Raw genomic sequence first — 13,161 nt, 5'->3', positions numbered from 1 at the left:
TCGATGGGACATGATCTTGAAGGGCTCATCGGGTTCATCACCCGCGACGAGACCTGGCACGAGCGACTTGCAGATGTTCTGGATGAGCATCTCCTGCCAGCTCTTGAGGCATTCGATCTCGACTTTGAGGACCTGGGGGATTTGCTGGGCGAGGACTGGCCAATGATCCTGTGGGGCGGCGGGCTGGAGGATCTGCTGGGCAGGTCATTCGGGCCGAATGGTGAAAACGCAGGCGATGCGTATCTCAGGCGGCATGGATCAAAGGAGGGTGTTCAGACCCGAGCCTATATCACGGGATTGCGGGATGCCCCCATCAGCCTCTACGAGGTCAGCGCGATCGTGCCGGGAAAATCCATGGCTCTGCGGGACATGCTATCTGACGCCAAGCCGGTCACCGTCAGGGAGCAAAGCGCCACGCGGATGTTTCAGCAAGGGGATCGCATTTCCGTTCGGGTTGTTTCGCAGGGCGATCACAACGTGATTTCGGGCGCTCTGCTGCCGTTCGATCCGGATGCTGTTGCGATGCTCGAAGATGGGCTTCGAACTGTCCTGAAACTGAACGCAAAGGACGAGCTTAGGCTGACGCAGGATCAGTTGCGGCGCTCCGCCCCACTTTTTGCCAATGCCTGGCTCTTCGCACATCTGCCAGACCTGCTGGACCCGGAGGTGCCGCAGATCAGCAACAGCGATGGCGACGACCTGGTCTTCCATGAGATGCGCTTCCCGCTCGCAAATGGGGTCACTCAAAAAAAGGTTGCGCAGACGCTGTCTCAGGCCGCGGATCTGGTCGCCACGGGCCCGAAGGGCTGGACCTGGCTTGCCCTGGACAACCGGGATGGTACCCGGCGTGGCACTGGCCTGGTGTTGGACAGCTCAATGTCGGGCGCGTCTGTCCTCGGATCCCTGACCCTGAAAGGCAGGGCGCTTACACTCTCCGTGAATTCTGCGGCGCGCGCCGTACGCGGCGAAGCCCTCATTCTTGAGATGCTGGGTGATTTGGTGAGACCGCCGCTGACGGCGATCCAGACCGTCGAACAGATGATGGCAGAGGACAACCCGGAAACCGAATCCGCTGCTGACAAGGACATCCCCCCTGCCCTTGCCCGCCAGATTGCCCATGAGCATCTCGACCACCACTACCGCGACACGCTTGACCAGCCGATACCGGCCTTGGGTGACAAGACCCCCCGCCAGGCTGTTCGCAGTGCAAAGGGCAAGAAAGAAGTGATTGACTGGCTGAAGACCATCGAAAATCGCAGTGCCCGTCAGACAGAGTCCCACGTCGCAGAGTATGATTTCGGCTGGATGTGGGACGAGCTCGGCCTGTCGGAGCATCGGAAATGACTCGGCGCGCTGATGAGGTCGGGTCAGTCAACGGTATCCCAAAAGCATATGCTCGATCTTCTGGAATTCCACTCGGTGCAGGCAACAAGGACTTTCGTCATCGCGCAAGCAGGCTAGAAATTGAGCCTTTTGCGACAGGCATGGGCCAAGCACAATCCGGGCATTGCGAATTGCTCGATGCAATTATCCAATTTTGCCGGTCAGGAAGTACACGTCGATTTCGCCTTTACCCTTGAGTCCGATGGGTCCGCGCGCCTCGAAAGTGTAGGTGTCTGCAAGTATCCGCCGTGTCTCTTCGCTGACCTGTATGCGCCCGGGTTTTCCTTGCGCTTCCAGGCGCGAAGCCAAGTTTACGGTGTCGCCCCATACATCGTAAAAGAACTTGCGCGTCCCGATGACACCCGCAACTGCCGGGCCTGTGTGGATGCCGATGCGAACCGTCACTTCGTCATGCAATTCCTTGCTAAGCGCATTCATGACAACAAGCATCCCAAGCGCCATATTAGCAACTGACGAAGCGTGATCGGCGCGTGGCTCGGGCAGTCCACCAGCAACCATATAGGCGTCACCAATCGTCTTGATCTTTTCCAACCCAAACTGGTCAGCGAGCTTGTCAAATCGCGAAAACACACCATTGAGGAACGCCACCGTCTCGGGCGCAGACATTTTCGATGCGCGCGGCGTAAACCCTACGATATCAGCAAACAGGACAGTTATTTGTAGAAGGTCATCAGCAATGATTTTTTCGGGCTCTCGCTTCAATCGCTCGGCAATTGAATGCGGAAGTATGTTTTCGAGCAGCTGTTCAGCGCGCGCGTGCTCCTGTTCGATCTGCTCCTTTTGAACGCGGATCAAGGCGTTGGCATTCTCAAGTTGCTTGTAGCCGGAATAGGTCAGGAAATAGACAAAGAAGACGCCGATTGCCATGGCGAGCCCCTCGCCGATTTCGATGGGGCGGCGATACGACGAGTCGAACAGCGACCCTGTGGGATTCAGGACCGTTTGATGGGCGGCCATTGTGAACTCAGGCAATGCCACTTCAATAAATGGAAGAAGAAGCATTACCACCATCGAAACCGCAAACCAGGCTCGCGACCGGTCCGGACCGAGTACCACCACCGCAGCCGCGGGGATGACGATAAACGGCAGTATATCGCCTTCTCGGTTTCCATTCAGCAGCGTAAAACCGAATTGAATGAACATGAGCATCGGGCAGAAGAAATAGAACAGTGTCTTGGCACTACGACTGACATGCAGCACCACGAGTGCTGCGACTTCAGTTCCCAGCGCCGCTATGTCAAAGCTTCGCAGCAGTACCGACCGATCCGGTTCAAAGAAAAAGAAAGACAACGACATCGCCATGATCACAAGAATGATGATGGTTAACACGGACTTCAGTCGCCGGGTGGCGAGATCGTCATCGGCAGCGTAGCCGATGCGGAGGAAATCGAGAGACATGATCAGAATTGGTCATCAAACAGCTATGATGGAAATCGTAAGACGCCCCTGCACTTTGGTCAAATTGGCCTTGTCGGGACCCAAGAAATCGGCATCCACCGCAAAACACTAGACGGTGAAGTCTGCTTTGTTGATCCTATTCGTATGGGCTCGTAACTTTGGGCGCGGAGCCCGATGTCGAATTCAACGCGATCACTAATGCTCACCGGCATAGGTCGTCTGGGCTATCCTCAGCGAACGTTTCTCGACCGGCGGTCCACCAGAAAGAAACCACCAACGGGCGCACGCACCATGGCAAAGCGCAACATCATCATACTTCTTGTTGGGCCGAAGGGCGCAGGCAAAACCTATCTTGCCTCGCGTATGGAGGATGAGATTGGCATCTCATTTCTGAGGGTTGAGCCAATCTGGCTGGAACTGATGAAAGAGATGAGGCCTGGCTCAAGCGACTTCGACATCGAAGGGTTGTCTCGGGTCATCGAGGGCGTCCGCGAGCGCTTGTCTGCCCGTAGTAGTGTCGTGTTGGAGAGCACGGGAACCGCCCCATGGTTTTCCGAGATGCACAACGCGCTGGATGCGATGGGCGAACTTATTCTGATCAAAGTCAGCGCTCCCAATGAGATGTGCCTTGACCGAATTCGTCAGAGGGACGCGTCGCAACACATCCCAGTTTCGGATGATAGGATCGAGCAAATCAACATGCTTGCCGAACGGGTTCAACTTCCGTGGAGCGTTGAAATTCAGAACACAAGTGAAACGGAGGTTGTTGAATTTTTGGAGTTCATCCGAGCCCGCGTCTCCAAGTGCGCGTCAGATCAATTTTGAAGTTTTACAGTCAAACCAAGTATCGCGGAGGTATTGCGGTCACTATAATTTGTGGCGGTTGCACCGATGACAGCCCCTCGGCTTTTCTATGCAAAGCATGGCGATCAGGACGCGACCGCCATGCTGTGATGTTTCGCCTATCGGATCCACTGCATAGCGCAACGAACAGGGGCACCCGTTTTGACGATCAAGTTTGGATATTCTACACTGCGAGACCCTGTTTGGCCTTCTTCAGTTCATTGTCCAAACGCTCAAAGCCGCCGAGGCAGATTTCCATCAGCCGGTTTTGATAGTGGGCGCCGGAATGGCAGTTTTCGATCGTCTCCCTGGTTTCTGCAGCGCTCGAGGGATCGGATCTTACCTCTTTCTCAAACAGCGCCCGCGCCTTGATCGACATTTCTGCTTTGGTTCGACAAACGGCATAAGCCTCAGCGTAGATCTGGAACAAGCTGTTGTATTCCTTCGAAACTTTTTTGATCTCTGGGCGTCTGTCTTTCTTGATGATGACCAGGATCTGCGATACCTGTTTCTTAACCTTCATATAGTGCGCCAATTTCTTCTTGAGAAGCGGCGCTTAGTCGGGGGTTGACAGTTTCAGATCGATCTTGGGCGCTTTCGCTGCTTTCATCAGCTTCGGCAGTGTTTTCTTCCCGACGATGCCGTCGACTTTAAGGCGCTTCTTCGACTGGAAAGCCTTCACCGATTCCTCAGTCAGAGCATCAAATGTCGCATTTATCTTGACCTTTGGCTTCGTTCCTGAAGCGATAAGTGCCTTTTAGATCTTCTGAACATCCGGGCCTTTAGCCCCCTTTTTGAAGCTTTTCATAATTGTCACCTTTTCAGTTCCGTGAGGGCCGCAATCGCGAGTTGGCCCGAGTTGTGTTCAATGCTGGCCGATTATGGCGCGGGCAGGTTGCCCTCCCCGATCAGTCCGAAAACCCTAGCTCTGACGTCTCCAGGATGCATGGCGAAGATCGGGCGTAAATCTGGTGATGAGGGGCTGCGATCTGCTCTTTGGTGCGCGCAAAACTCTGATGTTCAAAGCAATTACCTACGATTGGGCCGATGCGCTCGATTATGATCCCCCGAAAACCCCCAGAATTCCCGCAAGTCTGTTCAGGTGACCCCCATGGTGAAGAAGAGAGACCGCATCACATTCCAGTGCACCGAGTGCGGGCTCCCGGTTGCTATCAGCGAACTCACCCCGCCGAAGAGCGACGAGGTGATATCGTGCTTCGACTGCGGGCACGAGTTCGGCACCTATGGCGAGGTCAAGACCGTTGTGATGGAGTTGGCCAAAGGCGAAATCGACGCTGTGATTGAAGAGACGTTTGGCAAGAGGCCAGATCGGACGAGGGCGTGATAGCTCCAAATGCGTTGTTTGAATTCGCCCGCAGGGGCGTTATATTCCAAAATCTCGCCGCATTTTCTTGCCATCTCTGCACGCATGCAGATCCCGCCTGACCAACTCAATCTGATCCAAAGCAACATCGCAAGGGCACTCACCTCGGTGGGCCTGAATGAGTGGGAGCGAAAGTTTCTCGGTGATATGCATGCCAAGTTCCGCCGCCATGGCACCAGGACGCGGATCAGCGACAAGCAATTCAGCCATCTGACGCGGGTGCTAACCAAATGCAGCATTGACCACCGCACCCGAACACCAGTCAAAAAATCACGTGCCCGCAGGCGCAAGAGCCGTAGATGGCCTACGCGCAAAAATAGGTCGTCCCTTCTAGTTGTGACCATTCTGCTTGTCGTATTGGCAGTAATGCGGTTTCCCGAATTTGTTGGCGCTTTCTCAGAATACCTGGCCGGGCGAAACCTGGAGGGCTTGGTAACTCATGTGCGTGATGCAGACACGATCGAGGTAGATGGCACCCCTGTGCGACTACAGGGCGTAGATGCCCCGGAACTGGACACACAGGCCGGGCAGTCAGGCAAGCGATGGATGGGGAACCATCTGCGCGGCAAGGCCGTCTCCTGCGACCTGACAGGCGAGAAGACCTATGACCGGTACGTCGGTGTTTGTTACGCGGACGGCCAGGACATCGGTGCTGCAGTGATTGCCGCCGGATATGCTCTGGATTGTCGCCGTTACTCAGGTGGGCGCTATGCCCGGTTTGAGACGTCTGCTGCCAAGTCTCGGGTGAAGCGCGCACCGTATTGTTGATTTGATTGACCGCCCTGTTCGTGTCACGCCCATGAGTGGTGAGCGACTAACTAGTTCGTCCTGAACAACCGGTATGCATCTGATTTTGTTGATAAACGGTCCAATTTTATTGGGTAAAAAGTGCAAGGTTTGATATTATCTTGGTAGGAACCCTGCAATTTTGAGCCATGATATGAAGCCGAGAAAGCCACCCCCGGACCAAGACGATCTCCTGCGCGCCCGATTGGTCGAGATGATCGACATGCGGCATGAGTTGGTGAAGCTGGAGGGCTTGATCGACTGGGATGTTTTTGAGCGGGAATGGCTCGGTTTCTTTCCGTCCCATACCGGTCGACCGGCGACCTCGCCACGCCTGGTGGCTGGGCTGCTGTATCTTCAACATGTCTATGCTCTGTCGGATGAGGCGGTGGTGGCCGGTTGGGCCGAGAACCCGTACTGGCAGCATTTCAGCGGCGAGACGTTCTTTCAACATCGACTGCCGCTTGATCCGTCATCCATGACGCGCTGGCGAAAGCGGATCGGAGAAGAAGGTGTCGAGTGGATGTTGACCCAGACGATAGATGCCGGGAAGCGCGCCGGGGCGGTGAAAGGCAACGATCTCAAGCGGGTCACGGTCGATACCACGGTGATGGAAAAGAACATCGCCCATCCGACGGATGCCCGACTGTATGAAACGGCGCGGCGCAAGCTCGTCGGGTTGGCCCACGAGGCCGGGGTCAGTCTGCGACAGAACTACAATCGCCTCGCGCCTCGCATTGCCAGTCAGGTCGGTCGTTATGCCCACGCCCGCCAGTTCAAAAGGATGCGCAAGGCGCTGCGTCGCCTCAAGGGCTACACTGGTCGCGTGCTACGCGACGTTGGGCGGCAACTGGACAAGGTTCAGGAGGGCGCATTGAAGGCGCGCCTGGTGGAGATGATCGCGCTGGTGAACCGACTGCTGGCGCAGAAGCCGAAGGACAAGAAGAAGCTCTACAGCCTGCATGAGCCAGCGGTGGATTGCATCTCCAAGGGCAAGGCGCACAAGCGCTACGAATTCGGTACCAAGGTCAGCGTCGCCACGACCAACCGGGGCGGCTTTGTGGTGGGGATGCGGGCGCTGCCGGGCAATCCCTACGACGGCCACACGCTGGACGAGGCTCTGGAGCAGGTCGAAATCCTGACAGACCAGAAACCGGAATTCGCGTTCGTCGACCGCGGATACCGTGGCCATGGCGTGCAGAATGTGAAGGTTTTTATCAGTGGTGCCAGGCGCGGCGTCACCAGGACGATTGCCAAACTCCTGCGTCGGCGCAGCGCAATTGAGCCGATGATCGGGCACATGAAAAACGACGGCAGACTGACACGAAGCACCCTGAAAGGAACCGAAGGCGATGCTCTTTTCGCTGTGCTCTGTGGATGCGGACACAATATCCGCATGATCCTCAGGCACCTGAGAGCCGTCTTGCACTATTTGATCCGGCTGATCCGCCGAGTTTGTACGATCATTGACGCCGAAATGGCATTCGGTCGAAGTGATCGGGTCGACAAACCGACCGCCTGAAGGCGATATTCAGGACAGACTAACTATCTTCTTGGCGGGAAGGGATGCTTTAAAGCAGAACGCGGGCAGGATTTACCCCACCCGCTCTCCCTGAAACTAATACCGCGCCAATGGGTAACATCGGACATTCGTTTCGCAGCCAGTTCAAAGACTGCATGGATTTTGGCAAGTAAGGACCGCAACGACAACACATGCGACCCAATCAAAACAAGCTCGCTGTTCGTTGCCCGCTCTTTCCTGCATTGAGGAAATCAATCTGGCCACTGCTTAGGTGTGAAGAGCGGCTGAAACGCAAGACCCCCGCTGCCATAGAACAACGGGGGTAATTTCTAAAGCATCGAGGAATGACCTACATCAACCTTCGCGTTCCAACTTCTTGCGTGCCAGCTTACGGGCGCGGCGGATCGCTTCGGCTTTCTGGCGCGCGTTCTTCTCGGACGGCTTCTCAAAATGTTGCTTGAGCTTCATTTCACGGAAAACGCCCTCCCTCTGGAGCTTTTTCTTTAGAACCCGGAGGGCCTGATCGACATTGTTGTCGCGAACACTAACCTGCATGTGGTTTTCACCACCTTTCTAGTCTGAAGTTGCATTGATTTGCAGGAATTGGCCAATTAGCAATCTTGTCCCAGTTTGTACAGTCTAACAATTGCGGGCTGCGCTGACCGGGATGAGTGGCGATGATCCAATGGAATTGAAGGAAACCGAGCTTGATCAAAACACCCAGTTAGAGAAGCTGCCTTTAACCCTCGGATCAATATGCTGTAATGCGGCCCGGGGTTCCGGCCATTTTTTGCAGAGCGCATCATTTTGGCTTCACCAAGAGTCCGCAACGCGGGACTGTGCTCGCCATCAATCTCATGTTTGGGTTATCCCGTCTGCAATCCTGAGTCTGCTGCAGCTCGCGATGTTGCAGACCAATCAGTCCGGCATGTTTGCTATTGCCACTCCGTCGATACAGTCTCTCGCCAATTCAACCAGATGGACATGATGCGTAAAGAGAATTGCCTGCCCGTTCAGGCCGATCTCGGAGCAAAGCTGCAGGGCCGCCCGAGCACGCGTGTTGTCAAATGTTTCCATGATGTCGTCCAGGATCATCGGCAGTGGTCCGGGCTCACGGGCAAAGCTGCGATATCCAGCGAGGCGCAGCGCAAAATACAACTGACCCATCGTGCCCGTTGACATCTGTTCAACAGGAACCGTGTCGCCGTCAGGTTGGACACCCACGAGCTTTTCGCCTTCGGCCTGGCTCCAGACGTCAACACCTGTCCACGCGGGGGAGGTCATCGTGACAAAGGCCTCTTCGACGTCGCGCAACATGTCACTGCGCCGCTCTGCCGCAAGTCGACGCAGCGCCCCACGCGCCGCCAGCACCCCAAGCCGGGCTACAGCCGCCTGACGCGCGCCGCTCCGGAGTTCTTCGAGCAGAGTCGCCCGTTCTGTGGCGAGATCGCTGCGGTCGGCGGCCTCAAAAGCTTCACGATACAGGCGGGCGGCCTCGCGCTGTGCATCGCGGGCGGTGTCGCGGGAGTCCTGAGCGTCTTTCAGAGCCTGTTCCAGTTCTGCCGCGCGCGTTGCGTCCGGCATCTGCTCCAGTTCCTCAGCAAAGAGATCGGCATCTACGCCATTACGGGCCTTCTGCCGATCGCGGTCCGCCGTTGCTTTTTCGATGCGCAGACGATCACGTTCAACCAGCTTTGCGATCCGGTCGCGCGGCGAGAAGTCTCGCCCACCCTGTCCTTCGAAACAACCGTCTAGATCGTCGATTGCTGTCTGAAGTTCGCTCTCTGCGCGGCGTTTCGACCTGTCCGCTTCATCCCGCCGCAACTCTGCTTCGGTTCGTTTTTCGTCAAGCCGCGTCGATGCCGCCACGCGCAAACGCGCACGGTTGATAACTTGAACGGGAGAGATATCAGTCCGGTCTTCTTGATCATCCGTCACTCGAGCCAGGCTTTGCGCGCCCTCGGCAAGGGCAGCGATCGCCTGCTCGAGGGCCTCGATCCGGGAGGAGAGCTTTTGATGCTCGCCATAGAGCTGCTGCAGGCTGCGCAGACGCGGTAAGGCAGCTCTAATTCCCTCGAGCGAGCGATCCGGTAAAGGCAGGGCGGAGGTGAACCGGTCGAGCTTTGCCTGCGCCGTTTCGCAATCGGTTCGACATTGCTCCGACTTGCTGACCAGCTTGGCGATGGTTTTCTCGCCGTCCTGCCATTTTGCCCAAGCCCGGAGATCGCTGTCCTCCAACGTCAATGCGCGTTGCACCTGAGTGGGCAGATCACCCTTCGCTTGGCCAAGTCCAAGGGGCCGCGCAGCATCCATCAATGCGTTGTAGGCCGCCTCCTGATGGGCAAGACGGGCTCTCAACGCTTCTTCAGCGTTGGAAAGATCAGCGGAAGATTCGGCCGCTGCGGCCAAAGCCTGTTGGCGCACACTGAAAGCAAGTGGGGTCGCGTCTTCTTCCAATCCCAGCGCAAGCGCCAATCTGGAACAGCGCTCCGACAGGCGGTCCCGGCGATTGACCAGTTCGTCGTGACGCGTCTTTGCGGTTCCATGCCTTGCGTCGGTGGTCCGCACCTGGCCTTGTGCCGCGAGCAACCGCTGCCGCGCCTCTGCACCAGTAAGGTAATGCGCACGTGCGCCATCATCGGCATGCATCGCTGTCTCGAATTGATCCGCGCTCTCGGAGGTCAGATCGTCGCGATGTTGCTGCCAAACAATGTCACGCCGACGCCGGGTCTCTTCAATCTTGACGATATCGACGGCGCCAGGTGCGGCTTCATGCGTGGAGAGGTCAGCCCGCGCCACGGCCAATTCTGCCGCGCGAGCGTCGAGGTCACTGCGCGCCGACGCTAGGTCGGCGGCCATGGCCGACCAGTTCCGGGCGACCTCGTCCAAAGTTTCGGGCGCAGGTAAGCCCGCGGCAACAAGGTCTTTCCAAGACCTCGGCAGGCCAGCGGAAGCCTTGGTCGAACGCGCCAAAGCCTGACCTTGGCTTGCCTCAAACGTGGAGACATCCGCGACGGTCTTCCAAATATCGAAGGCGGCTCGCAGAGCAGTCAAATCTTGTGGTTCAGCAGGCGCTTCGCCAAGTTGGGCGCGGGCTGCTTCTATGGCCTCCCGTGCGGCATCGGCTGAAAGACTGGCGGTCGAGCACGTCTGCGCCACAGTCGCGAGATCCTCAAGAACGCTTACCTCCAGGGCAACTGTGGATGCCGACGCGTCTGGCACCTCAAGGTGCCCTAAGATTTCGTCCATTTGGCGACTGAGTTTATCGCGATCTTCGCGGCGGCGGTCCAGATCGGCCTGCGCGGTGCTGGCCCTCTCCATCAACGGCGCTCCGTCAATGGCCAGTTGATTGAGCCTTTCCAACTCTGCTGCCAAAGGCTGGGCCAGCTTATCGACCGGGTGGGCTCCAATGATCTGTTCTTGTTTGATAACCTCTTCTTTCGCCTCCGTGACCCGAACCGTCTGAGACGCGATTTTTTCGACAAGCCCCGCCACCCGCTCTGCCGCACCGGGAGGAAGGTCAGGGCCGTCGGGGAAATTGGCCAGGGCCTCTGTAAGTTGCTCGATCTCCTCGGTCCGATCATACCAAACCTCTGCTGCCTTGGAGGCAGCCTGTCTTTGATAGGTCTGTCGGAGCTCGACATCGGCAGCTTCGAACTCTGCCGTTGCCTGGTCGCGATCATGACGCAGGTTGCGCTCTCGCTCTGTCGTCAGGCGATCAGCCCGCAATTTCCGGCCAATCTCCTTCAGTCGATCGCTACCGGTTTTCAACACGGTGCCCCGGCCACGTTTTTTATGGAACCTGTCGGCCCGCTCCGCCAACAAGTCCAGCGTTTGTGCCATGCCTGTCAGGCCAGAGAGACCCGCATGCAGAAGCTGGCCAAGGTCCCCTTGCGCCCCGGCGATCCGTTCGCCACCTTCCTTCAAACCGTTTTCGTTGAGCGAAAACCGTTCCTCGTATGCATCTCGCGTCAGGCCGTGCAACGCGCCCGATAAGATTGCCTCGTTTATTGGGCGGTCATTTGTGTCCAACAGCGATTGGGTCCTCTTGCTGTTGCGGCGCAAAGCCATGACCCCCCGCCCAGGCAGGTCGAGCTCTGCCCCCACCACAAGATCACTTCGGTCGAAACGAAAAGCAAATGGATGCGCCCCGCCCTTGAAACCGAAGATCAATTCCAGAAAGCCGTTGAAGGCGGTGGATTTGCCTGCCTCATTTGGACCATAGATCACCGTCACGTCGGGCACGCCCTCGGCACGCTTAGGAAATACAATCTCGGCGTCCTTGAAACGGCCGTAGCGAATAAGATCCAAACGGTTCAACCTCATTGCAAAGCACTCGCGTGCAGTGTCAGAGACACTTCGGCAATCGCTTCCTCGAAAAGCGCATCCAGCCCGTCCTCACCAAACTCGTCCATGATTTCGGATGGCAGGGCGAGGCGCAGTTCCTCGAGCTGCTGCAGAGCGACCTGTCGAAACCCCTCTTCGACCAGTTCGTCCTGCATGAGGCGAACAAGGTCGTCGGTCTCGGCCCCCTGTTTGCGGGGCGGCGGGGTAGATTTTACCTTGTCGAGGAACACACCTTCGATGCTGTCCAGCACTTCTGCGGCCAGGTCCGCCACCAGCTCCGTCCCGTGACGATCCGAGGTGGCGTGCAGGCGGACTGCCATATCGTGACCCGGCACTTGCGCCGACATCAGCGCGTCGCGCAGGTTGCGCAAGACCTCCTGCTGGTCAGAACAGGCGCTCAAGTCCAGCGCGCATTCGGAAAAGCCAAGGTGGCCAACAGTTCGACGTTCGAACTCTGGCGCACCTTCGCCCAGAGACACCAAGGTCACGGTGCCACCGTTGCGCTCGCCAAAGTGACGCGGCTGCGGGATACCGGGCATGACCGCCAGCACCGGTCCGTCGACCCGCTCAAAGGGCGCATGAATGTGCCCGAGGCACCAGAGGTCGTACCCATGCGCCATCAGGTCCCGTTCAGCGCAGGGCGCATAGGGATCATGACCCGGGGCACCGTCAAGCGAGGTATGCATCAGCCCGACGTTGCGCTTGCCCGGCATCGGCTTGGGGTAGTCAGGTAGGAAGCTCTTCGCTACATGCGCCGCGTCGAAGGAGAGACCATGGAAAGCCGTGTCGCCGATCTCGACCGTCGGTGCGCCCTTGTGCAGCAGGTGGATGTTTGGCCCCAAATCTCCATGCGCCCCATGGTCTAACAGCGCATCATGATTGCCCCTGATCAGCACCGTGGGCAGACCCACCTCCGAGGCACGCGCCAACTGGGCAATCAGGAAGGCACGGGATTTCAGATCTGGGTAGCCATTGTCAAAGATGTCGCCCGCCAGCACCAACGCATCGACCTGTTCCGATATCGCCAGATCAACGATCTTGGCAAAGGTATCGCGGCTGGCCTGTTTCAAGCGAACCCCGAGGTCAGGATTGCGCAGCGCTACGGACCGGATGGGAGACCCGAGGTGAATGTCAGCTGAAACGAGGAGGCGCATCATGTTCCGTCCATATCCCCGCAAATGATGCGGCTATCGCGTCGATACAACAATTGAGCTGTTGGTCTACTCCATTTTGCTGTTCATCGATGAAGAAACCGGCCCCAACCAGACATTTAGATTTGCGCGAATTAGGGACTGTCCTGGTTCTTCATACCGGACGTTCGCAAGGTCGCGCAGCATTTTGAGATAGACCCCGCAATGGGCTGCTCAAAGATAACCGTGGACCGACCAGGGAAAAGAATCCTCGTCAACGCCCTTGCAGCAACTATGCTCTAACATGAAATGTAACCGCTAGTTCAGAAGCAAGCGCTCGGCTGCAA

11 protein-coding genes are annotated in these 13,161 nt (G+C 57.2%); 5 read left to right on the top strand and 6 right to left on the bottom strand.

The features are described from left to right. Positions 1-3 precede the first annotated feature (3 nt). Positions 4-1,344, top strand: coding sequence for a DUF7986 domain-containing protein (locus tag AB1E33_RS20380; protein WP_372579092.1), 1,341 nt, complete (start codon positions 4-6; stop codon positions 1,342-1,344). Positions 1,345-1,527: 183 nt separating this feature from the next. Here the strand turns inward: AB1E33_RS20380 and AB1E33_RS20375 are convergent, their stop codons facing one another. Further along, a complete protein-coding gene (locus AB1E33_RS20375; protein ID WP_372579091.1) occupies positions 1,528-2,802 on the bottom strand; it encodes an adenylate/guanylate cyclase domain-containing protein in 1,275 nt (424 codons plus the stop codon). Between the two features lie 291 nt (positions 2,803-3,093). Between AB1E33_RS20375 and AB1E33_RS20370 the strand changes: the two genes are divergently transcribed. Further along, the gene (locus AB1E33_RS20370; RefSeq protein WP_372579090.1) at positions 3,094-3,627 is read left to right on the top strand and encodes an AAA family ATPase; all 534 of its coding nucleotides are present in this window, start codon (positions 3,094-3,096) and stop codon (positions 3,625-3,627) included. Between the two features lie 202 nt (positions 3,628-3,829). Here AB1E33_RS20370 and AB1E33_RS20365 read toward each other — a convergent pair whose 3' ends face one another. After that, positions 3,830-4,168 (bottom strand): hypothetical protein, encoded by a 339-nt coding sequence (locus AB1E33_RS20365; protein ID WP_372579089.1) that lies wholly within the window; start codon positions 4,166-4,168, stop codon positions 3,830-3,832. Positions 4,169-4,201: 33 nt separating this feature from the next. Next, positions 4,202-4,393 (bottom strand): peptidoglycan-binding domain-containing protein, encoded by a 192-nt coding sequence (locus tag AB1E33_RS20360; protein ID WP_372579242.1) that lies wholly within the window; start codon positions 4,391-4,393, stop codon positions 4,202-4,204. Positions 4,394-4,756: 363 nt separating this feature from the next. On the opposite strand from AB1E33_RS20360, the gene AB1E33_RS20355 reads away from it, so the two are divergent. The 3 genes from AB1E33_RS20355 (at position 4,757) to AB1E33_RS20345 (ending at position 7,337) form a co-directional block, all read left to right on the top strand. Continuing rightward, positions 4,757-4,990, top strand: coding sequence for a hypothetical protein (locus AB1E33_RS20355; RefSeq protein ID WP_372579088.1), 234 nt, complete (start codon positions 4,757-4,759; stop codon positions 4,988-4,990). Positions 4,991-5,365: 375 nt separating this feature from the next. Further along, entirely contained in the window at positions 5,366-5,797 is a 432-nt protein-coding gene (locus AB1E33_RS20350; protein WP_372579087.1) for a thermonuclease family protein, read from the top strand. A 172-nt stretch (positions 5,798-5,969) separates the two neighbouring features. Next, positions 5,970-7,337 (top strand): IS5 family transposase, encoded by a 1,368-nt coding sequence (locus AB1E33_RS20345; RefSeq protein ID WP_372579086.1) that lies wholly within the window; start codon positions 5,970-5,972, stop codon positions 7,335-7,337. Between the two features lie 354 nt (positions 7,338-7,691). Here the strand turns inward: AB1E33_RS20345 and rpsU are convergent, their stop codons facing one another. The 3 genes from rpsU to AB1E33_RS20330 form a co-directional block, all read right to left on the bottom strand. After that, positions 7,692-7,892, bottom strand: a complete 201-nt coding sequence (gene rpsU, locus AB1E33_RS20340; RefSeq protein WP_114869331.1) for a 30S ribosomal protein S21 — start codon at positions 7,890-7,892, stop codon at positions 7,692-7,694. Positions 7,893-8,255: 363 nt separating this feature from the next. Then, positions 8,256-11,663 (bottom strand): AAA family ATPase, encoded by a 3,408-nt coding sequence (locus AB1E33_RS20335; RefSeq protein WP_372579085.1) that lies wholly within the window; start codon positions 11,661-11,663, stop codon positions 8,256-8,258. Beyond that, on the bottom strand, positions 11,660-12,841 hold the full coding sequence (locus AB1E33_RS20330; protein ID WP_372579084.1) for a metallophosphoesterase family protein: 1,182 nt from the start codon (positions 12,839-12,841) through the stop codon (positions 11,660-11,662). The genes AB1E33_RS20335 and AB1E33_RS20330 overlap by 4 nt, the downstream gene beginning before the upstream one ends. Positions 12,842-13,161: the final 320 nt, after the last annotated feature.

It is taken from the genome of Ruegeria hyattellae (genome assembly GCF_041537925.1).
Lineage (GTDB): Bacteria > Pseudomonadota > Alphaproteobacteria > Rhodobacterales > Rhodobacteraceae > Ruegeria_C.
This window is presented reverse-complemented; position numbering and strand designations above follow the sequence as displayed.